The 25,322-nt window shown below is 43.4% G+C and carries 23 protein-coding genes, 1 other RNA gene and 1 pseudogene; 17 read left to right on the top strand and 8 right to left on the bottom strand.

Features of this window, described 5'->3' with window-relative positions:
• Positions 1-227: 227 nt before the first annotated feature.
• From TAO_RS10035 to TAO_RS10135, 3 genes and pseudogenes are all read left to right on the top strand, one after another.
• Positions 228-611, top strand: a pseudogene (locus tag TAO_RS10035) (amino acid permease); the annotation flags it as partial.
• Positions 612-645: 34 nt separating this feature from the next.
• A complete protein-coding gene (locus TAO_RS10040) occupies positions 646-1,302 on the top strand; it encodes an amino acid permease (protein ID WP_197702492.1) in 657 nt (218 codons plus the stop codon).
• A complete protein-coding gene (locus TAO_RS10135; protein ID WP_408607615.1) occupies positions 1,250-1,459 on the top strand; it encodes an amino acid permease C-terminal domain-containing protein in 210 nt (69 codons plus the stop codon). The genes TAO_RS10040 and TAO_RS10135 overlap by 53 nt, the downstream gene beginning before the upstream one ends.
• Here the strand turns inward: TAO_RS10135 and TAO_RS01060 are convergent.
• The 8 genes from TAO_RS01060 to TAO_RS01095 all read right to left on the bottom strand — a co-directional run bounded on the left by TAO_RS01060 (position 1,456) and on the right by TAO_RS01095 (position 9,633).
• On the bottom strand, positions 1,456-2,037 hold the full coding sequence (locus TAO_RS01060) for an ABC-type transport auxiliary lipoprotein family protein (protein WP_172419030.1): 582 nt from the start codon (positions 2,035-2,037) through the stop codon (positions 1,456-1,458). The genes TAO_RS10135 and TAO_RS01060 overlap by 4 nt on opposite strands.
• 111 nt (positions 2,038-2,148) lie before the next feature.
• Positions 2,149-3,066: an MlaD family protein gene (locus TAO_RS01065; RefSeq protein ID WP_096526227.1), complete on the bottom strand. Its 918-nt coding sequence runs from the start codon at positions 3,064-3,066 to the stop codon at positions 2,149-2,151.
• A complete protein-coding gene (locus TAO_RS01070) occupies positions 3,051-3,836 on the bottom strand; it encodes an ABC transporter ATP-binding protein (protein ID WP_096526228.1) in 786 nt (261 codons plus the stop codon). Before TAO_RS01070 ends, TAO_RS01065 begins: the two co-directional genes overlap by 16 nt.
• A 2-nt stretch (positions 3,837-3,838) precedes the next feature.
• Entirely contained in the window at positions 3,839-4,975 is a 1,137-nt protein-coding gene (locus TAO_RS01075) for an ABC transporter permease (RefSeq protein WP_231910529.1), read from the bottom strand.
• Positions 4,976-5,296: 321 nt separating this feature from the next.
• Positions 5,297-6,697 (bottom strand): FAD-binding oxidoreductase, encoded by a 1,401-nt coding sequence (locus TAO_RS01080; RefSeq protein ID WP_096526229.1) that lies wholly within the window; start codon positions 6,695-6,697, stop codon positions 5,297-5,299.
• Between the two features lie 38 nt (positions 6,698-6,735).
• Entirely contained in the window at positions 6,736-7,323 is a 588-nt protein-coding gene (locus TAO_RS01085; RefSeq protein WP_096526230.1) for a phosphoheptose isomerase, read from the bottom strand.
• A gap of 77 nt (positions 7,324-7,400) precedes the next feature.
• Complete coding sequence (locus tag TAO_RS01090; RefSeq protein WP_096526231.1) at positions 7,401-7,775, bottom strand: YraN family protein; 375 nt, start codon at positions 7,773-7,775, stop codon at positions 7,401-7,403.
• Positions 7,759-9,633: a penicillin-binding protein activator gene (locus tag TAO_RS01095; RefSeq protein ID WP_096526232.1), complete on the bottom strand. Its 1,875-nt coding sequence runs from the start codon at positions 9,631-9,633 to the stop codon at positions 7,759-7,761. The genes TAO_RS01090 and TAO_RS01095 overlap by 17 nt, the downstream gene beginning before the upstream one ends.
• 79 nt (positions 9,634-9,712) lie before the next feature.
• Between TAO_RS01095 and rsmI the strand changes: the two genes are divergently transcribed.
• From rsmI to TAO_RS01165, 14 genes are all read left to right on the top strand, one after another.
• Positions 9,713-10,552 carry a 16S rRNA (cytidine(1402)-2'-O)-methyltransferase gene (gene rsmI / locus TAO_RS01100; RefSeq protein ID WP_096527694.1) on the top strand — a complete coding sequence of 280 codons (840 nt, stop codon included), beginning with the start codon at positions 9,713-9,715 and terminating at the stop codon, positions 10,550-10,552.
• Between the two features lie 179 nt (positions 10,553-10,731).
• Positions 10,732-11,088: RNase P RNA component class A (gene rnpB, locus TAO_RS01105), an RNA gene on the top strand.
• Positions 11,089-11,424: 336 nt separating this feature from the next.
• Positions 11,425-12,366 carry a 16S rRNA (cytosine(1402)-N(4))-methyltransferase RsmH gene (rsmH, locus tag TAO_RS01110; RefSeq protein ID WP_408607629.1) on the top strand — a complete coding sequence of 314 codons (942 nt, stop codon included), beginning with the start codon at positions 11,425-11,427 and terminating at the stop codon, positions 12,364-12,366.
• Positions 12,367-12,372: 6 nt separating this feature from the next.
• Positions 12,373-12,645, top strand: coding sequence for a cell division protein FtsL (gene ftsL / locus TAO_RS01115; RefSeq protein ID WP_231910530.1), 273 nt, complete (start codon positions 12,373-12,375; stop codon positions 12,643-12,645).
• Positions 12,646-12,650: 5 nt separating this feature from the next.
• Entirely contained in the window at positions 12,651-14,363 is a 1,713-nt protein-coding gene (locus TAO_RS01120; RefSeq protein WP_096526235.1) for a peptidoglycan D,D-transpeptidase FtsI family protein, read from the top strand.
• Positions 14,360-15,934 (top strand): UDP-N-acetylmuramoyl-L-alanyl-D-glutamate--2,6-diaminopimelate ligase, encoded by a 1,575-nt coding sequence (locus TAO_RS01125; RefSeq protein WP_231910531.1) that lies wholly within the window; start codon positions 14,360-14,362, stop codon positions 15,932-15,934. The genes TAO_RS01120 and TAO_RS01125 overlap by 4 nt, the downstream gene beginning before the upstream one ends.
• Positions 15,934-17,310, top strand: coding sequence for a UDP-N-acetylmuramoyl-tripeptide--D-alanyl-D-alanine ligase (locus tag TAO_RS01130; protein ID WP_096526236.1), 1,377 nt, complete (start codon positions 15,934-15,936; stop codon positions 17,308-17,310). Before TAO_RS01125 ends, TAO_RS01130 begins: the two co-directional genes overlap by 1 nt.
• Positions 17,310-18,386 (top strand): phospho-N-acetylmuramoyl-pentapeptide-transferase, encoded by a 1,077-nt coding sequence (gene mraY / locus TAO_RS01135; RefSeq protein WP_096526237.1) that lies wholly within the window; start codon positions 17,310-17,312, stop codon positions 18,384-18,386. The genes TAO_RS01130 and mraY overlap by 1 nt, the downstream gene beginning before the upstream one ends.
• Before the next feature lie 79 nt (positions 18,387-18,465).
• Positions 18,466-19,827 carry a UDP-N-acetylmuramoyl-L-alanine--D-glutamate ligase gene (gene murD / locus TAO_RS01140; protein ID WP_096526238.1) on the top strand — a complete coding sequence of 454 codons (1,362 nt, stop codon included), beginning with the start codon at positions 18,466-18,468 and terminating at the stop codon, positions 19,825-19,827.
• Complete coding sequence (ftsW, locus tag TAO_RS01145) at positions 19,824-20,975, top strand: putative lipid II flippase FtsW (protein WP_096526239.1); 1,152 nt, start codon at positions 19,824-19,826, stop codon at positions 20,973-20,975. Before murD ends, ftsW begins: the two co-directional genes overlap by 4 nt.
• 3 nt (positions 20,976-20,978) lie before the next feature.
• On the top strand, positions 20,979-22,067 hold the full coding sequence (gene murG, locus TAO_RS01150) for an undecaprenyldiphospho-muramoylpentapeptide beta-N-acetylglucosaminyltransferase (protein WP_096526240.1): 1,089 nt from the start codon (positions 20,979-20,981) through the stop codon (positions 22,065-22,067).
• A 16-nt stretch (positions 22,068-22,083) separates the two neighbouring features.
• Positions 22,084-23,496 (top strand): UDP-N-acetylmuramate--L-alanine ligase, encoded by a 1,413-nt coding sequence (gene murC, locus TAO_RS01155; RefSeq protein ID WP_231910532.1) that lies wholly within the window; start codon positions 22,084-22,086, stop codon positions 23,494-23,496.
• Positions 23,496-24,395 carry a UDP-N-acetylmuramate dehydrogenase gene (gene murB / locus TAO_RS01160; protein ID WP_096526241.1) on the top strand — a complete coding sequence of 300 codons (900 nt, stop codon included), beginning with the start codon at positions 23,496-23,498 and terminating at the stop codon, positions 24,393-24,395. The genes murC and murB overlap by 1 nt, the downstream gene beginning before the upstream one ends.
• Complete coding sequence (locus tag TAO_RS01165) at positions 24,392-25,318, top strand: D-alanine--D-alanine ligase (RefSeq protein ID WP_172419031.1); 927 nt, start codon at positions 24,392-24,394, stop codon at positions 25,316-25,318. The genes murB and TAO_RS01165 overlap by 4 nt, the downstream gene beginning before the upstream one ends.
• Positions 25,319-25,322 lie beyond the last annotated feature (4 nt).

Consider the following 25,322-nt stretch of genomic DNA (forward strand, 5'->3'; position numbering starts at 1 on the left):
TATGAATCTATTTACTCCTTATAATACGTTGTAAATCAATTAAGCAACTACAATTTAGAGGCTAAGGCTAATGTAAGTTGTGGTTTTCATCGAGTACTTGGTCTGTGGCAGCTTACGGCTATTAATGCTGGGCCGGCGGTAGTACTTAGCTTTGTCATTGCTGGTATTGGTAGCGCCTGTGCAGCCACTGGCTTATGCTGAATTTTCTGGCATGATTTCCGGTAGCCGGAAGTGCTTATACCTATAGCTACGCGACGCTTGGTGAGCTAGCAGCGTGGATTATTGGCTGGGATCTAATACTAGAGTATGCGCTGATGGTAGCTATTGGTTGGTCTGGATATGTACAGGCGCTGATGACACAGCTCACTGGTTTACAATTACCAATATGGCTTCAAAGGGCATGGGATTCGACGCAGCCTGATAGTGGTAAGCGGTTTAATTTAGCAGCTTCACTGATCACTTTAGTAATGACTTGGATATTGACGATGAAAACAGTATGGGGTGCTTGGGTTAATACTAGGATTGTAGTAATCAAGATAGTAGGCATTGTGCTAGTGATTATTGTGGGTGCGTTTCATATTAACCCTGACGGCAGCTATTTATCCCCTTAACAGAAAAAGATGCGGAAGGTATCATCCACTTTGGTTGAGTGGGGGTATTGACCGCATCAAGCATCGTTTTTTTGTCTGTTTTGGCTATGATGCGTTGACCACAGCGGCAGAGGAGTCAAAATATCCTCAGTGGGATCTTCCTCGGGCCGTATTATTGTTACTAGTGATATCAATAGTGCTTTATCTTGTAGTTTCACTGATATTAACGGGTATAGTGCCTTATTTACAGTTGGAGAGCGATGCGCCAGTAGATGCGGCATTCAAAGCATTAGATCTTGATTGGGTACGAAGTGTTATTAATATTACTGCGATTGCTGGTATTACGAGTGTATTGTATGCATTCTTGCTAGGGGCTGCTCGTATCTGGCTTGCACTCTCACGGGATGGTTTACTGCCAAAATGGTTTTCCTATGTGCATCCTCGTTATAATACACCTTATCGACCGACCTTAATGCTTGGCGGATTTATCGCAATTATTACGGGTTTACTATCTCTTGAGGAGATAGCAGAGCTGGTTAATATTGGTACTTTAAGTGCTTTTATCATTATTTGTATAGCGGTAATGTTTCTGCGACTACGCCAGCCAAATCTATCCCGTAGCTTCCGTTTACCGCTACTATGGTTTGTAGCTCCTACGGGTGTATTGTTTTCGTTGTTTTTTAATCATTGGCTGGCCATGGATTGCAGATAACCGATTTATATTGTTGGGGGGCTTACCTATAGTGAGTATTTGGCGTTTTCTAATCTGGATGGGAATTGGGTTATTAGTTTATTTTAGCTACGGTATTCCCCACAGCGTATTGGCGAAAATAGCTAATAACGCTGTGGCTGATATTAAAAGTCCCTAATCCATATCGGTGGTAGATGAGTTAAGTGCATCTGCATTTGCGCTAGCCTGAGTACAAAAACTGACTAACTCTTCAATGACTTGTCCTAAAGCTTGGTTTAAGGCAATTACTCCGCTATAAGGATTATCTTCAGTCATAGGTTGATGAGCTTCAAATGTCTGGCTAGCAATTTCCTGACTCTTAGTAAGCTCAATAAGTCGGGCGTGCAAAACAACTCGACTTTGATTCGGTTTTACTGAATAGTCCTGTAGTAAAGTAACAATCTCCGTATCTAACCTTAGATCAGCGGGTATTAGTGCGTAACTAGGAATAACGTTTTGAAAGCCTTTACTTGCTTCTAAAGCACTGACAAGAATAGATTCTAGCATCCGTCCTGGAGTATCCACCCATTCATTATGGCTAAAATAGCTTAGCTCATAAGGTTTGCGGGTATAGGCTATCTGCTGAGTGTTATAGCCAGCTCCTACTTGAGGTCTTGAAACCAATAAAGCTAATTTGGTATAAGGCGAATCTGCCTGAGTAGGTATCTGGGGAACTGAAAAACGATAAGTATGGGCAGGAGTAGGCTGTGATGACAAGAATCCGCAGCTGGAAAGCATAAGGATTGAAAATGTTACTGCTAAGAGTGTAGGCTGATAAGATACACTGTTAAAGTATGTGGTTTTTAGTTTTGATAGAAAATACATAGGTTATTCTCCCGGTCCATGTTCAGCTGGGGTAGCTCCAAATAATAGAACGCGGGGGTTGTTATCCACCTGTTTGCTAAAATGTTCTAGATTTTGGGTGACTTGGTTAAAGCTACTAAGTAATTGATTAACACGAGGTAAAGTGACTTGGCTAAAGAGCCGGAACTCTTTCTGTGCCTCTTGTAATAGGGCATCCGCTCCTTCGGTTGTTTTGTTTACGCGGCTGACTATAGTAGGGATCTGTTTAGCTCCAGCCTCTAACTGATTTGTGAATCTTTGAGTGTTACGAAGCGCCTCGTTTATCGCATTTTGATTTTCTATATTAGTTAAGTTATTGATAGATTTACTAAATTTTTTTGTGTTTTCTAAAGTTTCAGTAATTGCTTGTTGATTTTTTTCGAGGAGACCCACGTCTACGCTTTGGGCAATATGATCAAGATTTTTAGCGACGCCTGTTAATTCGGTCAATAACTCAGTAAGCGCAGAATCTAGGCGTACTAGAAGAGAAGGCCCCGTGTTAATGACAGGGTAGGGTTGATCTTTTGTCGCCTTAAGATCAGGGGAATCATTGGTTCCTCCGGTGAGCTCAACATAGGTAATGCCTGTTAACCCATTGGAGGCCAGAATAGCAATAGTATCCTCTTTAATAGGGGTATCACTGTCAATACCTAAGGTCAGGCGAACCCTTTCAGGATTTTCTTTATCTAATTCTATAACTTGAACCTTACCTATATTGACTCCTCGATATTTGACATCTGCATTTTTCGCAAGACCAGCTACTGATTCCTTCATATAAGCTAGGTAAATCTTATGAGATTGAGTGGATGGATAAGCGCTGAGCCAAAAAATTATGGCGATCAGAACGGCAGTTAGCAGAACTACAAAAAGGCCAACTACTGCGTAATTTACTTTTGCGCCCATATACTCTCCTCAGCTAGATGACCACGAGGTCCTCCAAAATAAGCTTTAATTAAAGGATTATCCGAATGCGCTAATGCTGCTACGGTGTCTAGGCCAAGAAGTGTTTTCTCTCCTAAAAAGGCTACTCGGTCAGCAACTCGCCATAGAGAGTCTAGATCGTGAGTAACAAGAATTACCGTAAGATTAAGCGATCCTCTAAGATCGAGGATAAGTTTATCTAGGGCAGCAGCGCTTATGGGATCTAAACCTGAGCTGGGCTCATCCAGAAGTAATAGATCCGGATCTAATGCTAACGCTCTGGCTACGGCTGCCCGTTTAATCATTCCTCCAGAGAGTTCACGGGGGTACTTGAAGGCTGCCTCTAAAGGTAAGCCCACTAGCTCAATTTTTTGGAGCGCTAACTCAGTAATAAATTGTGGTGATAATTGAGTATGTTCTTGCAGGGGAAATGTCACGTTTTGTAATACGGTAAAGGAGCTAAAAAGAGCGCCTTGTTGGAACATCATGGCAAAGCGGGTTCGAAGGCGTGATGTTTGAGCTTCATTTATCTCTTGTAAAGATTCACCAAAGATACGGATAGAGCCTGCTGCAGGGAATATTAACATAGCTATCTCCCTTAATAAGGTAGACTTACCGGAGCCACTCCCTCCCACAATAGCAAAAATCTCACTTTTATAGACCTTTAAGTTAATATTTTTGTGGATTAAGGTACTACCAAAACGAGTATCAAGATTTTGGATTTCGACAATTGGTTCTAATGTCTTAAGCATTTTTAGATCCCTATCCAGCTGAAGAAGATAGAAAGCGTGGCATCAACGATGATCACAAAAAAAATAGCTTGTACTACACTTGCGGTAGTTTTTTTACCTACACTCTCTGCGCCTCCGCTAACGTGAAAACCTTGATAGCACCCTACGGTAGCGATGATAGCCGCAAAAATAGGGGCTTTACCGACCCCTATTAAGAAGGAAGTCAGGGTAACTACCTCTGGAATACGTCCTATAAATTCGCGAAACTCAACTTTTAGTAGAGCTTGAGCCATTACCATAGAGCCAAGTACCCCTAGGATATCAGCAAATACAGTAAGCAACGGTAACGTTAATACAAGCGCAAAAATTTTGGGCAAGACTAATTGATCTATAGGAGGTATACCCAGTGTTCTCAAAGCGTCTATCTCTTCAGTAACTTGCATTGTTCCAATCTGTGCGGTGAAGGCAGAGCCAGTTCTTCCAGCTATAATGATAGCGGCCATTAGCGGTGCTAGCTCTCGCACTATACTTAGAGTTGTAAGCTCAACAATTAAGATATTAGCGCCGTAAGCCTGAAGCTGAATTCCTCCTTGATAAGCAACTACAACGCCTACTAGAAAAATCAAAAGGCCAATAATTGGAAGCGCGTTAATACCCGCTGATTGTAGATCACTTAGAAAGGTTTTCCAGCGAATTCGGGATGGGGCAGCTATGGAGCGTAGAAAATAAATAAAAATTTCCCCGATAAAAGCGGATAAAGATAGGGTTTCTGTCATATGATCCCAAGTTAAGCGGCCTATTTTTTCGAGCGCTTTAGGAGATGGTACGCTTGCTATAGGTTGTTTCTGGCCAGTACGAGTACTTTGAAGGAGCTGTAATAGTTGCTGCTGCTCTTTTTTGAGTCCCTCATAGGAAATATCTTGGTTTTTTCGTTGTAAGTCTGTGATTAACCGATTAAATAACCAAGCTCCACCCGTATCCATTCTACTAATACCGCTAGCATCTACTATGCGTACAGGATGATATGACCGTAGCTGGGATAACAAAGTTTGCTCTAACTTGCTAATCTCATATAAGGTCCAAGTACCTAGACAGGATAAGGTAGAGGTGGCTCGATGATATTTAATATGGGCAGGATTGGCGGATATTTTAGGTTTCATAATAAAGTTGCCAATCAAAAAATAATGAAGACCCTTAATAGTACAAGGGGGAGCTATAAAATCGTCTTCAATTAAAATATGAAAAAACTCTCCAACTAGACACTCATCTTATAGCCTAGATATGTTTTTCTGGTCTTAATTGCAATCTTAGGCAGCGCTAAAATACTCACTGCCTCACTAAAATTAGCTTTATTAGATAATATTAATATAGCTTATAGTCTAATATTCAAACAAGTTTTTTCAACGCTTTACCCGTAAAAGCTTCATTATTAGGTTAAGTATTAGAATAGAAACATCGGTAGTAGCTATTTTGATAGGAGATTATGCTTTTAAAGGCAGCATTTTTTGAGGATTAAGGATTCCATTAGGATCAAATTGATCTTTAATGCGCCTCATGAGATCTAGGGTAGTAGGATCAATTTCTTTGTTTATAAAATCTCGTTTTTCTAGTCCTACGCCATGCTCTCCAGAAAGAGTGCCATTGAGACTTAAAACTAAATCAAATACCCGTTCTAGACATTGTTTAGTACGTTTCATTTCCGCGAGGTTATCAGGGTTAGCCAGTAAATTTACATGGATATTCCCGTTACCTGCGTGGCCAAAGTTGACAATAGTAATTGCAAACTCTTGAGCTAAGCGCTCTAATCCTCTAATAAGCGTTGCTAGATGGGAAACAGGAACCACCACATCTTCATTGATTTTTTTAGGCGCTAGGGTACGTAAGGCGGGTGAAAGCGCTTTTCGGACTGACCATAGTTTTTCAGTTTCTTGAATGGTACCTGCCACAGTGATTTCTAATAATCCGGTATTTGTCGCTGCTTTTTTAATTTTAGTAATAGCGTCCTCCATTGCGACCGTTGGGCCATCTACTTCAATCATGAGCAGTGCCCCCACTCCTGAAGGTAAATCTACTCCACCTTGTGCTTGAGCTAGGCTAACGGCTTGATGATCCATAAATTCTAGTGCACAGGGGATAATCGGCTGACTCATGAGAGCTGCCACCGCCTGTCCAGCGCTCTCTGCATCTTTGTAGGCAGCACGAAGAGTACGCTTAGTTTCAGGTAAGGGTGTCAGTTTAAGCGTTGCCTCAGTGATAACCGCTAACGTGCCTTCAGAGCCTATAAGAAGACGAGTAAAATCATAACCCACGACTCCTTTAGTGGTATAAACGCCACAACGGATCTCTTCTCCAGCACCGGTAATGGCTCGAAGGCCCAGTACATTTTCCCGAGGGGTACCATATTTTACTGCCCGTGGACCCGCAGAATTATAAGCTAGATTACCACCGACAGTACAGAAAGCAGCGCTCGTTGGATCAGGGGGCCAAAAAAAGCCCTGTTGACCAGCAGCAATTTGTACTTCTTGGTTAGTGACTCCAGGTTCTACTATCATTGCTCGGTTAGCCGGATCAATAAGGTGGATAGAATTCATTCGTTCTAAAGAAAGGATAAGACCGCCATTGACTGGAACAGTAGCCCCCGTAGTACCAGTGCCTCGCCCCCGAGGAATAACAGGCACCCGCTTCTGATTACACAATTGAATAATATCATGTACTTCCTCATGCTTTAGTGCGAAAACTACGCCACCAGGTAATTCGTGACGGCGGCTATTGTCATAACCATAAGCCCAGCAATCAGCTGGATCGGAATAGACTCGTTGTTTACCTACAATTTGACTAAGTGCGGTGAGAAATCCTGAAGTGATGATAGGCGAGTTATTCAAAGTCAATGTTATTCAGAGATAGGTATATAAATTAGTCATTAATTAGAGCATAAATGATGATCGATTAAATCGCATAAGCAATGAATAATTAATAAATGGATCTCTTGAATGCGTGCAGTATTATGAGCGGGTACCCGTATTTCTACGTCCTGTTTAGTCAATAAAGGTGCTATCTTACCGCCATCATACCCGGTTAGCGCAATAATGCTCATATTACGGCTATAGGCTGTCTTAATCGCTTGGACAATATTAGCTGAATTACCCGTGGTACTAATAGCGAGCAGGATATCACCTGCATTACCAAGGGCTTCAATTTGGCGGGAAAAAATAGCTTCAAAACGATAGTCGTTAGCAATGGAAGTTAAGGCAGAGGTATCAGTAGTTAAGGCAATTGCAGGCAAACTGCGGCGCTCTTGCTCAAAGCGGTTAACAAGCTCTGAGGAAAAATGTTGAGCATCAGCGGCGCTACCTCCATTACCACAGCTTAACACTTTATTAGATCGCTGAAAGCTTTCTAGTAGATGCTGGCTTGCAAGTTCGATACAAGGAGCTAGCGTACTCATGGCGGATAATTTCAGTTGAGCGCTGTTAAAGAAGTTTTGCTCAATGCGTTCCTTGGGATTCATAGGCTAATATTTACAGATACAAGATGGCTTTAGGTAAATTCATTATATTTTATATTAATTAGTTTAACTTTATGTTGTTAATCGGCACGAAACGCATCTTGTAGCCAGATAATATTATAAGTTCCTGCTGGCTCAAGCGTAACCCCCACCACATCAAAGCGGCAAGGCTTATTCTGGCCTACTTTCGCTTGTTGTAGGTAGTGTTGGGCCGTTGTAATTAGGCGAGACCGCTTAGTCGCGGTTATGCTTTCTATCGCATGGCCAAAACGTCCGTTACGGCGATAACGTACCTCTACAAAAATTAGATTTTTGGAATCCTCCATGATCAAATCAATTTCACCAAAGTAACAGCGGTAATTACACTGAGTTAAACGTAAGCCTTGGGTCTGAAGATAGTCCCGTGCTAAATGCTCTGCTTGCCGGCCTTTATTATAGCTAGTTTCTCGTTTCATGGTTTAAGAGTTGAAATCGCCCTCCTTTAAAGCGAGCCCAAATCAGATTACGTTGCAGACGCTGCTCAGCATCCATACGTAACTTACCTGTGGCCCCCTCAAAAGTCATGCCCTGAATCTGATGAAGTGCATTTAGATAAGGAATAACCCGATAAGAATCGTAGCCTAAAGCGTAGAGTCGTTTTAAATGTTTAAAATCTTCTGGATAGCTAGCAGCTAGGCTTTGATAGCCAGGATCACGTTGTGAATTTTGATTTAAAACCCAAGGCATATCACTGAATATTACCCCATCTAGGTCTAAATTCTGATTTGGATCAAGATACCCGTCATAGATATGGGAAGAGCTATAGACCGGCAGATTTTCTGCTCGGTAGAAACGAAGCTGAGGGATTAAGAGCTGTGCCTGTTTAGGAAATGCAGCAAGGAAAATAACATCAGCCCCTAGATGTTGAGGAGGTTCAAGCGTTGCAAGCCGCTGATGGAATTCCTTTGAATCTTGAAATTTACGTTTATCTAGGTTAAGTAGGCGCTGAATTAGAAGAGAATAGTCTTTTTCCTCTGGATCATAGGTTTGAAGCGCTAGCGTTTTACCTCCTAGCTGCTTCCATCGCTGGGTTAACGCATTTTTCATCCGTTGACCCCATAGATTATTGGGGACGAGCGTTAAGGCGTTACTATGACCATCGTACCATGCTCGCTCGGCCATTCCTTTAGCTTCATCTTCTGGCGAAAGGGTAAACTGGTAGAGTTTCTCTACTGGCTGATACGCATTTTCTAGGTAGTTAAGTGCTAAGGTGGGTATTGGTAAATCCTTGGCTTCAACCAGATCTGTGAGTGATTCCTTAGTAAGTGGTCCGACGATAAACTCAGCGCCTTCTTCTTGTGCTCGTTGGTAAATACTACGGATATTGCTTTTATTGGTTGTGGGATCTACCTTAATACTATAGTAACGAATGGTGGGCCTCCAATGACTATTATCCCCGTAATAGGCCGCAAAAAAACCATTTCTGATTGCTTTTACTGCAGCTGTAAATTTTTTCTCTGCAGGTAGCAATAAAGCAATAGTTGCGGGTTGGAAGGGATCTGTTAGCAGGGTAAAGATGCCTGTACGGAGCAATAATAAAAAGGCAGGATGACTAGGGTAACGTACCTGCCATTCATGAATAGCTTGCTGTAAGTCTGATGGCTGTAGCTGATAGCGTTGGAACAGCTGAGCAAGGTCTAACCAGCCACGGAAAGAATTAGACAGGGCTCGCTGATTCTGCCAAGCCTTAAGGGTATCAGGAGATACACTCATGAGGTTATACCAAAGATTCCGCTGGTTTTCTTCTAAAGCTTGGGTATTTTCTAAGAGAGATTCTAGTTGAATCCGATTGCGGATTGCGGCTAATAAATCTCCTTCAAGCTCGTAGGCTTCTACCCGTATACTGTAGAGGGTAGTTTGTTGTCCTAGGTTTAAATCTAGGTTTTTGATATCTTTCACTAAGATGAGCGCTTGCTTCCCATTTCGTTCTGCTAATGCGAGCTGAGCCGCTAGCAGTCGATAGCGCAAGGTTAATGCTGGACTTAGGTTTTCAGGCGCAATACTTTCAAGGATTTCTTGAGTTTTTTGTAATTGCTTATCTTGTAAAAAGGTAGCAGCGGCTTGTAATTGGTAGTCATAATTCTGAGATCCGTTCGCTAGCGAGGTGTTTTTTATAGTATTAAGGCGGCTTTCTCGCTCTATCCATATTTCTGGCTGCTCTGTAGTTAGGCTTCTAGTCGTTCCTTTAGCGAATGGGATATAGGTAAACCCAAGCATAATGGAAAATCCGACTAGTGAGAGAAGATGGGCTGTTCTTTGAGGGAAGGTAGTCATAGGAGTTGTGGAATAAAATTAAAAGTACAATAAATAATATTACCTGCTACCTGCTTGGTAGCCTAGATGGAGCATGATGATGGTAGCCGATAAAACAGGTACTTTGTATATAGTGGCCACTCCCATTGGAAATTTAGGGGATCTCAGCCCTCGTGCCCAAGAAATTCTACACCAAGTAAATTTGATTGCTGCTGAAGATACTCGTCATAGTGCGGGTTTATTGCGTCATTTTGGAATTACTACGGCAATGATTTCATTACATGAGTATAATGAAAAACAACAAGTTGAGGCACTGATTACTCGCTGCAAGGCAGGGGTTTCTATAGCACTTATTAGTGATGCGGGAACCCCATTAATTAGTGATCCAGGCTACCGAATGGTTCGGCAGGGGCGGCAAGCTGGGATACCCATAGTACCGATACCAGGTCCTTGCGCTGCAGTAACTGCTTTATCAGTGGCTGGATTGCCTTCTGATCGATTTGTATTTGAGGGGTTTTTGCCGGTAAAAGCTAATGCAAGATACGCTAGATTACATCAGCTAGCTGATGAGAATCGTACGCTTATTTTCTATGAGGCTCCTCGTCGGTTACTTGAATCTATGCAAGCTATGGTAGAAATATTTGGACCAGAAAGAGAAGGCGTAATAGCAAGGGAGCTGACCAAGTTCTATGAGGCAGTTCATACAGGAGGACTTGCTACCCTTCTCACTTGGGTTGAGCAGTCCCCCGAATCAGATCGTGGGGAGCTTGTTTTGCTTATCCATGGAGCAGATAAAAAGCAGGACTTTATAAAGCAGGAGGCGTTAAAAGTATTAGCGCCTTTATTAAAAATTTTACCTTTAAAACAAGCAGTAGCTGTAGCAGTTGAAATTACTGGGTTTAAGAGGAATGACCTTTATCAGTTAGCTCTAAGATTATAGTTTAGCTATAGTCTTCTAAAGGCTAAGAGCTGGGATATATGATATTTTTAAATACACTAATAAGCTTAAAGGGTAGGTTGTTCTAGGATTATGTATTAATTGTAATTTAAGCTAAATTTTTCTGTGTTTAGAGAGTGTGGTAAATTGTTTGTTCAAAGATAAAATTATAGCTAAAGGTTTGAGACGGCTAGACAGTCGCGTTATCTTTAAAATAGGGTAATGAGGAAAGTCCGGGCTCCATAGGGTAAGGTGCCAGGTAATTCCTGGGGGGCGCGAGCCTATGGAAAGTGCCACAGAAAATAAACCGCCAACGCGCTTAGAAGAGCGCTGGTAAGGGTGAAAAGGTGCGGTAAGAGCGCACCGCGCGAGTGGTAACACTCTGCGGCATGGTAAACCCCACCTGGAGCAAGGCCAAATAAGGGAATTAAGATGCGACCCGCATCATTCCTGGGTAGGCTGCTTGAGGTGCATAGTGATGTGCATCCTAGATGAATGGCTGTCCACGACAGAACCCGGCTTATCGGCCGTCTCATTTTTTTCGCATTATATTGTTTTAACTCCTCTCCTATCTATCTTCATCTTATTTCTCATTACATTTCCATAATCTATTGAACGATATATTTACTCTAATTTACGTAAAAAACTTAAAGAAAATTATTAAGTCTTTATTGACACATTATCAGTACATACCTACCATGTAGTTTTTGATAGAGCAAGGATAGCTTGTTTAGCAGGTGTAATATTTAGGAATGCTTTTTAAGAGTCGGTTGCTTATTCCTACTAGACGTTATCGCTATTCATTCTAAATCCTATAGATGTTTGTTATAAGTGTTCTATAGCAGTATAGGGTAATTTCCGTGAATGAAGAGTCGATATCTACCATCTATCATAAGCCTGTATTACTAAATGAAGCTCTTCAAGCCCTAGCTATTCAGAGAGATGGTTTATATGTGGATGGTACTTTTGGCCGTGGTGGGCATGCTCAAGCAATTTTGGCCGAGTTATCCGATGAAGGCCGGTTATTAGGGGTGGATAAAGATCCAGAAGCGATTGTTGCAGGCCAGATTTTAGCCCAGAGAGATAGACGATTTTCTATTGTGCAAGCCTCAATTAAAGATTTAGCCCGGATAATAGAGCAAAAAGGCTGGCTTGAAAGGGTAAATGGAGTGTTGCTTGATTTGGGTGTTTCATCTCCACAACTTGAGGATACTCAGCGTGGTTTTAGCTTTTTACGAGATGGCCCTTTGGATATGCGAATGAATCCAGATGTAGGAATGAGTGCTGCTAGATGGCTAGCTCATGCAAGGGAGAATGAAATTATAGATGTGCTTAAAAATTATGGGGAGGAACGTTATTATCGACGTATTGCTAGGGCAATAGTGCAGGCTCGCAAAATTAAACCATTAACCCGAACTAAGCAATTGGCTGAGGTGGTAGCTAAAGCTAATCCAAATTGGGAGCCTGGTAAGCATCCTGCTACTCGCTCTTTTCAGGCGATACGTATTTTTATTAATAATGAGCTAGAGGAGTTAGGTGCCGCACTTGAGCAAGCGGTGACAATACTAGCCGTGAAAGGGCGTTTAGCCGTCATCAGCTTTCATTCCTTAGAGGATCGTATCGTAAAGCGGTTTTTTAAGCATAAATCTTATGATAATAATTTTCCATTAGATTTACCAATTATGAGTAATAATCTTCGGCCTAAGTTGGAAGTATTAAGTAAACCGATCAAGCCAAATTCAGATGAGATTATCCATAACCCACGTGCACGTAGTAGTAAATTGCGAGTTGCAAAGAAAATTGCTCATATAGAGTAGCTAATCATGATGATTCGCTGGCTATTATTAGGTGTGTTAGTAGCGTTAGCATTAATTTCGGGCGTAGGAGTTGTGTATACTAAACATGAAAATCGTAAATTATTTATAGAATTACAAAAATTTTATAAGATACGAGATCAATTAGATGATGAATGGGGGCGCTTACTTTTGGAGCAAAGCACGCTTTCTAGACAAGGAAGGGTAGAGCATTTAGCCCGAGAAAAGCTTGGACTGTTAATGCCAGACTCAACTGAAATAGTTATTCTTAAGCTTAAATAAACTATATGAGTCAAAGGCGAGATAAAGGTTATCCAACTCGTTTATGGGTTGTAAGCTTTATTTTCGCTATAACCGTATTAGGCCTTGTGATACGGTTAGTTGAATTACAAGTGTTAGATTGTGGTTTCCTACAAGGAAAAGGCGAAGCACGCCATTTACGCGCTATAACAGTACCTGCTCATCGAGGCATGATCACTGATCGTTATGGCGAGCCTTTAGCCATCAGTACTCCTGTCGCCTCGGTGTGGTTTAACCCTCAGCTATTGCGTAAAGCCCCTGATCGATGGCCTGAGCTAGCACGCGCCATTGGGGTTTCAACTACTTATTTGGAACATCGAATTGAGCAAGGCGATAAACAGGAATTTGTTTATTTAAAGCGCTGGGTAGAACCTGAGGTCGCCTTACAAGTACAAGCCTTAGATATACTAGGTGTTAATCTTCAATCAGAATATCGGCGCTATTATCCTACAGGTTCCATAGCAGCCCATATCATCGGTTTTACCAATATTGATGATTTAGGCCAAGAGGGTTTGGAATTGGCTTTTGGTGAAGTATTACAAGGAATCCCAGGTAAAAAACGAGTAGTTCAAGATAGCCACGGGCGGATAGTAAGAGATGTGGAAAATATCAGAATGCCGAGGCCGGGGCAAGATTTACGTTTAAGTATTGATTTACGGCTTCAGTATTTAGCTTACCGAGAGCTTAGAGCAGCCGTCCAGGGGCATAATGCTCGCGCTGGCTCACTGGTGGTTTTAGATGTGAATACTGGTGAAGTATTAGCTATGGTTAATCACCCAGCTTATAACCCGAATGATCGTTCTCAGCTGCAAGGCCGTTTATATCGCAATCGTGCTGTCACTGATTTATTTGAGCCTGGATCAACGATTAAACCTTTCACTATAGGGATAGCGTTGGAATCAGGTAAGTTTCAACCCCATACCTTAATTGATACGGCGCCAGGATATTTCCGCGTAGGACGTTATACCATTCATGATATCCATAACTATGGCCGTATTGATGTGAGCACGGTGATTAAAAAATCAAGTAATGTAGGAGCTAGTAAAATTGCCCTAGCGCTTGATCCTCAGCGTTTTTGGCAGGGTTTTTCACAACTAGGGTTGGGATCTTCAACTGTAAGCGGCTTCCCTGGGGAAGCAGAAGGGCATTTACCTGATCCAGCCATTTTTGAGCGGAGCGAGGTCGCGCGAGCTACATTGTCCTTTGGCTATGGTTTATCAGTTACCCCGCTGCAACTAGCCCGTGCTTATGCAGCCATTGGATCTGGAGGTGAACTGAAGCCGGTAAGTTTTCTTTACCAGCAGCAAGCTGTAAGTGGATATCGGGTATGGCCTGAGAGTACTGCATCTGCGGTGTTATCTATGTTAGAGCAAGTAATAAGCGATGGAGGTACGGGAGAGCGGGCCCGTGTTCCCAGTTATCGAGTAGCGGGTAAAACAGGCACAGTTAAAAAAGCGATATCAGGAGGTTATGCTAAGAGTCGATATATCTCACTTTTTGCAGGTCTTATCCCTGCAAGCCACCCCCGTTTAGCAATGGTTGTGTTTATTGATGAACCCCAGGGCGGGGACTATTATGGAGGATTAGTAGCTGCACCGGTTTTCTCTCGAGTAATGACAGGGGCGATGCGGCTATTAAATATTGCCCCCGATAGTCCCCCTCCTCTGCATTTAGCTGAGCGGGTAGGCACTCTTAGGTGAAAGCAGGAATGGAGGTAGGAAAAATGTTAGAGCAGCAAGCGATAGCGATTGATTCTGATGATCGTGTATGTTGTTTAAACGATTTACTGATAGGTTTAGGAGCCCTTACCGAGCAAACTCATAATTGCCAGATTACGGGTTTATCTTTGAATAGTAATTGGATAAACCGTGGATCTGTATTTCTTGCTTGCCGAGGTAGGCGACAGTTAGGCCATAATTACATTGGTGCTGCTATAGATAAAGGTGCTGCAGCTATAATTTATGATCCGGTAGCGCCAGTCCCACCAGAATTTATAGATCGGCTACAAACCCTAAATATACCGTACATTGCTTTACCTGAGTTAAGCACTAAAGTGAGTACTATTGCTAATCGATTTTATCTTCAACCGTCGCAGCGAGTGTATGTAATTGGTGTCACGGGAACTAATGGTAAGACATCAGTAAGCCATTTTTTAGCTCAAGCCTTACACCAAGGGGAAAACTCTTGTGGGCTGATGGGTACGCTGGGGGTAGGATTAGTAGAGGCTATTATCCCCAGCGATCTAACCACGCCAGATGCAGTGACAGTGCAGGAACAGCTAGCGGCCATGTATGATGCAGGCGCTTCTTATGCAGTCATGGAGGTTTCTTCCCATGCCTTGGATCAGGGGCGAGTCAATAGCGTTGTTTTTAATACTGCTATTTTTACTAACCTAAGCCATGAACATCTTGATTATCACGGTGATATGGTTAGTTATCAAACGGCTAAATCTCTATTATTTGCCCAACCCGGATTATGCAATGCAGTGATAAACTGTGATGATGCTGTGGGTCGAGCGTTGATAGTAAAACTTCCTCCTGAAATAACTGTTATTAGCTATGGATTGGAAAACCCCCAAGCCAACCTTCGAGCTAGTAAACTTCACTATGATCGCAGTTGGGTATCCATGAATATCGAAGGATCTTGGGGGAAAGGCGAATTAAGCTGTCCTTTATTAGGTCGATTTAATGCTTATAATCTTCTTGCTACCCTTGGGGGACTAATCGCCTGTGGAATGCCTTTTACTGAGGCTTTAGAACGTCTTTGTCAAATTCAAGCGGTTCCGGGGCGTATGGAATCTATGGGAGGATGGGGAGAACCTCTGTTAGTTGTAGATTATGCTCATACCCCAGATGCTTTGGAGCAGGCGCTACATTCTCTGCGAGACCATCTAGATCCAGGGGGGCGGTTATGGTGTGTATTTGGATGCGGTGGAGAGCGTGATCCAAGTAAACGCCCTTTAATGGGTGCAGTAGCAGAGCGTTTAGCTGATTTTATGATGCTAACAGATGATAACCCTCGAAGTGAGGATCCCATTAAGATTATTATTGATATCCTCTCTGGTATGAAAAACCCTGATAGCGTTTATAAATTTAGAAACCGATCTGAAGCGATTGCGCGTGCTGTGCAGCTTGCTGGGTCTAAAGATATTGTGCTAATTGCAGGAAAAGGTCATGAAAATTATCAACAAATAGGTATTGAGCGGCGCCCTTTTTGCGATCGAGAGCAAGCGCAGCAGGCTTTAAAGCAACGAAGAGGATTGCTTTACTGATGGCATTGGGATTTAAGATGCGTATAGGAGAGTTTGCCCAAGCTGTACAGGGGCGATTGCAAGGACAGGATGCGATAGTGCATGGAATAACTACCGATACCCGTTCTGCTATAGAAATAGCGGGGACTTTATTTATTGCCCTAAAAGGTAAACGGTTTGATGGCCATGCTTTTATTACTCAAGCGCGGGAGCAAGGGGCTGCTGCTGTTTTACTGGAGCAAACAATTAATGATCCCTTACCCCAGATTGAGGTAAGAAATACCCGAATAGCGCTAGGTCAGCTGGGGTCTTATTGGCGTCAACGCTTTGAGTGCCCTGTAGTTGCAGTAACGGGTAGTAATGGCAAGACTACAGTCAAGGAAATGATAGCTGCCATGCTAAATAGGGCAGGGCCTACATTAGTTACCCAAGGGAATCTAAATAATGATATAGGCGTTCCACTGACTTTATTAAAACTGGATACGGCTCATCATTTTGCGGTTATTGAGATGGGGGCTAATCGGCTAGGCGAAATTGGCTATTTAAGCCGGCTAGCTTGCCCACAAGTAGCCGTGATTACTAATGCAGGGCCTGCGCACCTAGATGGGTTTAGGGATCTTAGTGGTGTTGCTCAAGCTAAAGGCGAGATTTTTCAAGGTATTTATCCAGAAGGAGTGGCGGTGCTGAATAGGGATGATCCTAATTTTGCTTATTGGCGTAGCTTAGTCAGTAAATCATCGGTAATGGATTTTGGATTAACCCCATCAGGAGAGATTACTGCGGATAATGTAGTGATTGGTACCGAAGGTAGTCATTTTAGCCTAATTACACCAATAGGTAGGACTGATGTTCAATTACCCTTACTAGGGCGGCATAATATTTTAAATGCTCTTGCTGCAACCGCTGCTGCCATTACACTGGGGTTAAATTTAGATCAAATCAGTATGGCACTAGCTTCTTTAGTTCCAGTCTCAGGTCGATTACAGTTTCGGCGTGGGATTAATGGGATGCGGATACTTGATGATACCTATAATGCTAACCCAGCCTCACTTAAAGCTGCACTAGAGTTATTGAATCAGTTTTCTGGGGAGCGATTTTTAGTACTTGGGGATTTTGCCGAATTAGGAGCAGAGTCTGCCACACTGCATAGAACAATGGGTAGGCAAGCACGGGCGGCGGGTGTAAGTCGACTTTATACTTTAGGACATCTGAGTATCTGTGCGGCAGAGGCTTTTGGTAATCGGGCGCTACATTTTACAGAACAGCAGCAATTATTAGCAGCGCTTCAAAAGGAGCAGCCTGCTGATGTTACTTTGCTTATAAAAGGATCTCGCTGTATGCATATGGAGCAAATTGTAGCGGCTCTTTGCGGCCAAACCTGTAGTTTTGAAAACTGATGCTGCTGTATTTAGCTGATTATTTGGTTCATTTTAATAGCGGATTTAAGGTATTTCAGTACCTTACCTTGCGAGCTATCTTAGGGGTATTAACCGCCTTAGTGATTTCCTTGGCCGTTGGCCCAGTTATGATCCGTCGCCTAAGATCCATTGGCCAACCTATACGTATAGATGGGCCAGTCAGTCACTTTAGTAAAACGGGAACCCCCACCATGGGCGGAGGGCTTATCCTCATAGCCATCTCTGCAGCGACATTACTATGGGCGGATCTGAGTAATCGTTATATATGGGTAGTGTTAATCGTGACTCTTCTATTTGGAGGGGTAGGTTTTGTAGATGATTATAAAAAATTGATTCACCAAAACTCACGTGGACTGCTAAGTAGACATAAATATTTTTGGCAATCGGTCATTGCCCTCAGTGCTGCCCTATTTTTATATTCCACTGCTACGGTTTCAGCTGAGACTACATTGATTGTGCCATTCTTTAAAAATGTTGCAGTGAATCTAGGGTGTTATTATGTTCTGCTAACTTATTTTGTAGTGGTGGGTAGTAGCAATGCCGTTAATCTTACAGATGGTCTGGATGGGTTAGCTGTGTTGCCTACCGTATTGGTCGGCGGGGCTTTAGGAATCTTTGCTTATGTTGCGGGTCACGCTGGCTTTGCTCATTATTTGGGGATTCCCTATATCCCCGGAGTAGGAGAGTTAGTGATATTTTGCGGTGCGCTGGTGGGGTCAGGGCTAGGATTTCTTTGGTTTAATACCTATCCTGCCCAGATATTTATGGGTGATGTGGGTGCACTGGCCTTAGGGGCCGCTTTAGGCATACTAGCGGTATTAGTGCGGCAGGAATTAGTGCTATTTATCATGGGAGGAGTATTTGTAATAGAAACGGTATCCGTGATTTTACAGGTGCTTTCTTATAAACTGACCGGCCGACGTATCTTCCGTATGGCACCTTTGCACCATCATTTTGAGATCAAAGGCTGGCCAGAACCTCGAGTGATTGTTCGATTCTGGATTATTACTGTCATTTTGGTTTTGATTGGATTAGCTACTTTAAAGATTCGTTAGCTATGTACATCAAGGCAGAGCACTTAAAAATAAAATAATAAAATATCGAGTCTCAAAATTCTTTTTGGGTAGTCATAAAATGCTCTATAAATCAGTACGGCCTAGCCCAGTAGCAGATACTGTGGTAGTCGGTCTTGGTAAAACAGGGCTATCTTGTACCAAATTTCTGATAAATCATGGTTTTTCAGTAGCTGTGATAGATAGTCGTGAGAATCCGCCAGCACTTACTGCGCTACAGAATGAGATTCCTGGGGTGTTTATTCGGCTTGGCAGTTTTGATACTGAATTAATTCAGCAGGCTAAACAATTAGTGATAAGCCCAGGGGTGCCCATAAGTGATCCGATAATTCAGGCAGCGCAAGGGATGGGAATACCCATATTAGGTGATATTGAGTTATTTGCTCGCTATGCTAAGGCGCCTATAGTAGCGATTACAGGCTCTAATGGTAAAAGTACAGTGACTTTGCTAGTTGAAGCGATGGCGCGCCAAGCGGGTAAGCAGGTTCTGGCTGGAGGCAACTTAGGGTTACCTGCCTTAGAGTTATTGGAAAAACCAGCCCCAGATCTTTATGTTTTGGAGTTATCCAGCTTTCAGCTGGAGACCACCTATACATTAAATGCGGCTGCGGCCTGCGTGCTTAACATTAGCCCTGATCATATGGATCGCTATTCTACTGTTGAAGCCTATGCCCAATCTAAGTTTCGAATCTATAACGGTACTGGGACTATGATTATCAATGCCGATGACCCTCGTGTCAGCACTCTAGCCCAGTCAGAACGGCGCTGTCTTCAATTTACACTAAATACACCCGCAACAAACGATGAATATGGATTGCAGGAGCAGAATAATGAAATATGGCTGGCTAGAGGCCATGAGTTGTTATTAGCTACTAATAAACTACGCTTTGTAGGACGTCATAATTGGGCGAATGCTTTAGCTGCTTTAGCTGTAGGTGAGGCTATCGGGCTATCTCGTACTGGGATGTTGTCGGCTTTACAGGAGTTTCAAGGCCTACCTCATCGCTGCCAGTTAGTTGTAGAGATAGCTGGGGTACGTTGGTATAACGATTCTAAGGGGACTAACGTAGGTGCTACGTTGGCTGCTATTGAAGGGTTCCCTTGCTTGGGTAAGTTAATATTAATAGCGGGAGGAATGGGTAAGAATGCAGATTTTTCCCCTTTATACAAACCTTTAACCCGGCGAGCAAGAGCTGTGATTTTGATGGGTCAGGATGCCTCTCAGTTAGAGGCGGCGCTTATTAATAGTGCACCGCTTTATCGGGTTAATAATATGGATGAGGCGGTTAATAAAGCCAGTACACTTGCTCAGCCGGGTGACTGTGTCCTGTTATCACCCGCTTGCGCCAGCTTTGATATGTACTCTGGATTTGAGGATCGGGGTCAGGTATTTATGCAGGCTGTTAAAAAAATTTTGATATGAATGACCCTTCTGGTAATACGCCTTCCTTACCTGATCTCTATTTACTAGGAGCCGCGATGACATTGATGGGCCTTGGTTGGGTTATGGTGGGATCGGCCTCTGTAGCAATTGCTGAGAGTCGCTTTGGCGATCCTACTTACTACCTTTGGCGTCAAGGGCTTTTTTTATTAATTGGGCTAATATCAGCATTCGGTGTTTGGCGAGTGCGGCTACTGTTTTGGGAGCGGATATCCCCAATTCTACTACTGCTAGGAATAGGATTGTTGATATTAGTGCTGATTCCAGAGGTTGGCTTAGAAGTTAATGGGGGTCGTCGATGGCTGGCTATAGGTCCGATTAGACTACAGCCCTCTGAGTTAGGAAAGCTATTTATGGTGATTTATCTCTCTGGATATTTAGTTCGCCGTAGCCATGAAGTGCGTACTACGATGAGGGGCTTTCTATTCCCTCTAGGGATATTTATGGTGGTTGGAGTATTGCTACTACTAGAGCCGGATTTCGGATCTATGGTAGTTCTGTTTGCCACTATATTAGGGATGTTATTTTTGGGCGGGACTCGCCTTTGGTATTTTTTGCTGCTTGTTATTTCAGGGGTAATGGGGCTTATGAGCTTAGCTTGGTATTCCCCTTATAGAATGGAGCGGCTAACTTCTTTTCTCGATCCTTGGGCTGACCCTTTAAACAGTGGTTATCAACTCACTCAAGCTTTGATCGCCTTTGGTCGAGGTGAATGGCTAGGTGTAGGATTAGGGGATAGTATTCAGAAGTTATTTTATCTACCGGAAGCACACACAGATTTTCTCTACGCGGTTGTGGCTGAAGAGTTGGGTCTGGTAGGAAGCTTAGCTGTGATTGTCCTGTTTGTTGTGCTAGTTTATCGTTCCCTTATGATTGGCCGCGCGGCAGAGCAGGCGGGTCACGCTTTTGGTGGTTATCTTGCCTATGGCCTTGGGATTTGGATAGGTCTTCAAGCTTTTATTAACTTAGGGGTTAATATGGGGGTATTGCCTACCAAGGGATTGACTTTACCGTTAATGAGTGCTGGTGGTAGCAGTAGTGTCGTCGTCTGTATTGCAGTGGCGCTTATCTTACGGGTCGATTTTGAAACGCGTTTTCCTAAATCTAAATCTAGCCGTAGGCGAAGTTAAGAGATGGCAGTTCGAGTACTTATTATGGCAGGGGGTACTGGAGGGCATATTTTTCCAGCCCTAGCTGTCGCTGAGGTACTTCGAGCTAGAGGGGTGGAAGTTATATGGATGGGAACACGCCATGGGTTAGAAGTTGAATTAGTGCCAAAGGCTGGTTACCCAGTTGAATGGATCTCAGTTAATGGTTTACGGGGTAAGGGATTAGGAGCTTGGTTAGCTGCCCCATTAAGATTATTAACCGCCTTGCTTCAAGCTCTCAATGCGCTGCGTCGTCAGCAACCAGCCGTAATACTCGGCTGGGGGGGATTTGTTTCAGGACCCGGGGGTCTAGGGGCATGGTTATTGCGACGGCCTTTGCTTCTCCATGAACAGAACGCGATAGCAGGCACTACTAATCGGCTATTAGCACGTTTAGCTCATCAAGTTATGGAAGGATTTCCTGGAACTTTTCCCGCTGCTATAGGTGCTGAATGGGTGGGTAATCCGATTCGTGAGGAGATTGAAAAACTTCCCGATCCGGATGATCGCTTCCGGGGACGAAGTGGTTATTTGCGGTTACTTGTGCTTGGCGGATCCCGAGGGGCACAAATATTAAACGAAATTCTTCCCCAAGCCTTAGCTCTACTTATACCGGAGATTCGCCTTGAGATTTGGCATCAATGTGGCGGCGATAGCCAGCGAGAGCAATCTATTGTTGCCGCCTATTGTTCAGTTGGAGTGGTGGACGTTAGGGTTATACCTTTTATTAAAGAGATGGCGGAGGCTTACGCTTGGGCTGATTTAGTACTATGTCGTGCCGGAGCCTTAACAATAGCAGAGCTGATGGCAGCAGGAGTAGGTTCTATATTAGTACCATTTCCTTTTGCTATTGATGATCATCAGCAGGCAAATGCTCGTTATTTGGTGGATAAAAGGGCTGCTTTGTTATTGCCTGAAGGCGAACTTACACCTCATCGACTAGCTGGAGAACTTAAGCGATTAAGAGCAGATCGTGATTCTCTGGTGACTATGGCACGATTAGCTCGAGGACTTCATCAAACAGGGGCCGCCCAACGAGTTGCTGATTGTTGTCTAGCTGCTAGAAGAAGTTGATTTTCAGATGATCCCTATGTTTCCCATGTTTCCCATGATGCGCCGAATTCAGCGCATCCACTTTGTAGGTATTGGTGGGGTAGGTATGGGGGGCATTGCTGAGGTTCTGCTTAATTTGGGTTATCAGATTTCAGGCTCAGATTTACAAAAAAATCAACTCATTGAACGATTAATAAACTTGGGTGCTCGAATCATCATTGGTCATGATCCTAAACATATTGAAGATTGCGACGTAGTGGTAGTTTCAAGCGCTATCAGTAAAAATAACCCCGAATTAATGGCCGCCAGAGAACGATTTATTCCTGTGATACCTAGAGCGCAGATGCTGGCAGAGTTAATGCGCTTCCGTTACGGCATTGCTGTAGCAGGCACTCATGGTAAAACCACAACTACGAGCTTAATTGCAAGTATTCTGGGAGAGGGAAAATTAGATCCTACCTTTGTGATTGGAGGTAGAGTCAATAGTATTGGTGCTAATAGCCGTCTAGGAAGCGGTGAGTATTTAGTCGCTGAAGCAGATGAGAGCGATGCTTCCTTTTTGCATCTACAGCCTATGCTAGCAGTTGTCACTAATATAGACGCTGATCATATGGGCAGTTATGGAGGGAGCTTTACCGCACTTAAAAATACCTTCTTAGCGTTTTTACATCATCTGCCTTTCTACGGTTTAGCCGTAGTATGTTTGGATGATCCAGTGCTGCGAGAATTATTGCTTGATATAGGACGTCCGGTATTGACCTATGGTATTTGTGAAGATGCGGATTATCGGTTATATGGGTTAAAGCAGATCCAAGGCTATATCCAATTTGAAGTTGCTTGCCCTGATAATAGTTGCTTGAAGTTAGGATTGAGTCTGCCTGGGACTCATAATGCTTTGAATGCATTAGCTGCGATAGCTGTTGCCCGTGAGATTGGGGTAAAAGATGATGATATTCAAAGCGCTTTAGGGAAGTTTTCTGGAATTGGGCGTCGGTTTCAGCACTATGGGGAAATGAGTACGCTAGTGGGAAAAGTGCTTCTAGTAGACGATTATGGGCATCACCCTCAGGAAATTGCAGCCACATTAGAGGCAATCCGCGCCGGATGGCCTAACCGACGCTTAGTAGTAATATTTCAGCCTCACCGTTATACCCGAACCCGAGATTTATTTGAAGATTTTGTTCGAGTGTTGTCTCAGGTAAATATGCTGATTTTGCTTGAAGTTTATCCAGCAGGAGAGGAGTCAATTTCGGAAGCTAATGGTTATGCTTTGTGGCGAGCGATTCAAGTGTATAGCCAAAATAACTCTATATTTGTGGAGGATACACACACTATTGAGAAAGTGTTATTAGCGCTTTTGCAAGAAGGTGATGTGCTATTAACGCTAGGAGCTGGTGATATTGGTGCTTTGGCGAAGCGCCTATCAGTTTCCCTAAGAGGAGATCCTTAATGGTAGGGGTAAGGAAGGCTGTTTCACTGCGAGGGCAACTACAGCGGGATGTATCCATGGCAAACTATACTTCTTGGCGTGTAGGCGGATTAGCACAATACTTATATCGACCTGCAGATGCAGAAGACTTACTAACGTTCCTTCATTCATTGCCTGAGAATGAGCCTCTGTTTTGGTTAGGGCTGGGTAGTAACTTGCTGATTCGGGAAGGCGGGCTATTAGGCACCGTGATTGTAACAGCTAAAGCTTTATCTAGAATTAAGCGACGTAGTAAAACTGTAATATGGGTTGAAGCTGGGGTACCTTGTGCTAAATTAGCTAAATTTTGTGCCCGTGAAGGACTAAAGGGAGCAGAGTTTTTAGCTGGAATTCCGGGGACGGTGGGCGGAGCTCTAGCGATGAATGCAGGGGCTTTTGGTAGTGAAATCTGGGATCTGGTCACTGCAGTAGAGGTCGCTACTATAAGAGGTGATCGGCATCAGCGGGTACCTCAGGAATATCAAGTTGGTTATCGGGAAGTGCATAGCCCCCGCCAAGAATGGTTTCTAGCTGCTGAGTTGTGTTTTATGACCGGAGATAGAGAAGTTGCGCAAAGCCAGATTCGAGAATTATTACGATATCGTAGCAATTCTCAACCAATCCAGCAGCCCTGCGCTGGATCTGTTTTTCGTAACCCCTTGAATAATAAAGCTGGGCGGTTAATTGAATCCTGTGGACTAAAAGGAGCCACGATAGGGGGGGCTCAGGTTTCAGAAAAGCACGCTAATTTTATCATTAATAAAGGGAGTGCTTCGGCGACTGATATTGAGTGTTTGATTCAATGGGTAGCTGAAACTGTGAGGCAGGAGAAAGGAGTTACTTTGGTGCCCGAAGTGCACATTGCGGGGCTTCCAGCATGATGCCTGTAGCTGCTGATGGCGACTGGGGCAAAGTTGCAGTGCTTATGGGAGGGAGATCCGCGGAGCGTGAAATTTCCCTTAAAAGTGGGAAGGCAGTAATTCAAGCGCTTCTTAATAAAGATATTGATGTTCATGGAATTGATGTAGCGGAGCAGGTGATAGAGCAGCTATTAACCGGGAAGTTTCATCGGGTTTTTATAGCGCTTCACGGCTGTGGTGGAGAGGATGGGATTATTCAAGGGGCCTTGGAAACTTTAGGCTTACCTTATACGGGTAGTGGAGTGATGGGATCAGCTTTAGCTATGGATAAGCTACGAAGTAAACAGCTTTGGCGAGGAATACAGCTACCCACTGCGGACTTTTATATATTAAATAATGAGACAGATTTTTCTCAGGTCGTATCTCACCTGACACTCCCCCTTATCGTTAAACCATCACGACAGGGATCAAGCCTAGGTATTATTAAGGTGGAAGGTATCAAGGAATTGAAAGCCGCTTATCAGGAGGCTGCAGCTTTTGATACAACAGTATTTGCTGAGCGCTGGCTTCCAGGAGCAGAGTATACAGCAGGTATTCTTGCTGGACAGGCCTTACCGCTTATTCGCTTAGAAACACCCCATCAATTTTATGACTTTGAAGCCAAATATCTTGCTGATACTACCCGTTACCTGTGCCCGTGTGGGCTATCTAAAGAGCGAGAACAGGCTTTACAGACGTTAGCGTTGGAGTCCTTTCATGCATTAGGAGCTAGCGGTTGGGGGCGAGTGGATTTCAGGTGCGATGAACAGGAGCGTCCATATCTATTAGAAGTTAATACCGTTCCAGGTATGACGACTCACAGTTTAGTACCTATGGCAGCTAAGGCTGCGGGTATCAAGTTTGATGATTTGATTTTGCAGATATTAGAGAGCAGTCGAAAATAATAAG

This window comes from Candidatus Nitrosoglobus terrae (assembly GCF_002356115.1).
Taxonomy (GTDB): Bacteria; Pseudomonadota; Gammaproteobacteria; order Nitrosococcales; family Nitrosococcaceae; genus Nitrosoglobus; species Nitrosoglobus terrae.

Excerpts from the sequence above, each read along its gene's own strand:
- TAO_RS01120 (WP_096526235.1), top strand. The coding sequence starts at position 12,651 with ATGAGTCAAAGGCGAGATAAAGGTTATCCAACTCGTTTATGGGTTGTA.
- murD (WP_096526238.1), top strand. The coding sequence starts at position 18,466 with ATGCTCTATAAATCAGTACGGCCTAGCCCAGTAGCAGATACTGTGGTA.
- murB (WP_096526241.1), top strand. The coding sequence starts at position 23,496 with ATGGTAGGGGTAAGGAAGGCTGTTTCACTGCGAGGGCAACTACAGCGG.
- ftsW (WP_096526239.1), top strand. The coding sequence starts at position 19,824 with ATGAATGACCCTTCTGGTAATACGCCTTCCTTACCTGATCTCTATTTA.
- TAO_RS01085 (WP_096526230.1), bottom strand. The coding sequence starts at position 7,323 with ATGAATCCCAAGGAACGCATTGAGCAAAACTTCTTTAACAGCGCTCAA.
- TAO_RS01065 (WP_096526227.1), bottom strand. The coding sequence starts at position 3,066 with ATGGGCGCAAAAGTAAATTACGCAGTAGTTGGCCTTTTTGTAGTTCTG.
- murC (WP_231910532.1), top strand. The coding sequence starts at position 22,084 with ATGTTTCCCATGTTTCCCATGATGCGCCGAATTCAGCGCATCCACTTT.
- TAO_RS01095 (WP_096526232.1), bottom strand. The coding sequence starts at position 9,633 with ATGACTACCTTCCCTCAAAGAACAGCCCATCTTCTCTCACTAGTCGGA.
- ftsL (WP_231910530.1), top strand. The coding sequence starts at position 12,373 with ATGATGATTCGCTGGCTATTATTAGGTGTGTTAGTAGCGTTAGCATTA.
- TAO_RS01070 (WP_096526228.1), bottom strand. The coding sequence starts at position 3,836 with ATGCTTAAGACATTAGAACCAATTGTCGAAATCCAAAATCTTGATACT.
- rsmI (WP_096527694.1), top strand. The coding sequence starts at position 9,713 with ATGGTAGCCGATAAAACAGGTACTTTGTATATAGTGGCCACTCCCATT.
- TAO_RS01130 (WP_096526236.1), top strand. The coding sequence starts at position 15,934 with ATGGCATTGGGATTTAAGATGCGTATAGGAGAGTTTGCCCAAGCTGTA.
- TAO_RS01165 (WP_172419031.1), top strand. The coding sequence starts at position 24,392 with ATGATGCCTGTAGCTGCTGATGGCGACTGGGGCAAAGTTGCAGTGCTT.
- mraY (WP_096526237.1), top strand. The coding sequence starts at position 17,310 with ATGCTGCTGTATTTAGCTGATTATTTGGTTCATTTTAATAGCGGATTT.
- TAO_RS01090 (WP_096526231.1), bottom strand. The coding sequence starts at position 7,775 with ATGAAACGAGAAACTAGCTATAATAAAGGCCGGCAAGCAGAGCATTTA.
- TAO_RS01075 (WP_231910529.1), bottom strand. The coding sequence starts at position 4,975 with ATGAAACCTAAAATATCCGCCAATCCTGCCCATATTAAATATCATCGA.
- murG (WP_096526240.1), top strand. The coding sequence starts at position 20,979 with ATGGCAGTTCGAGTACTTATTATGGCAGGGGGTACTGGAGGGCATATT.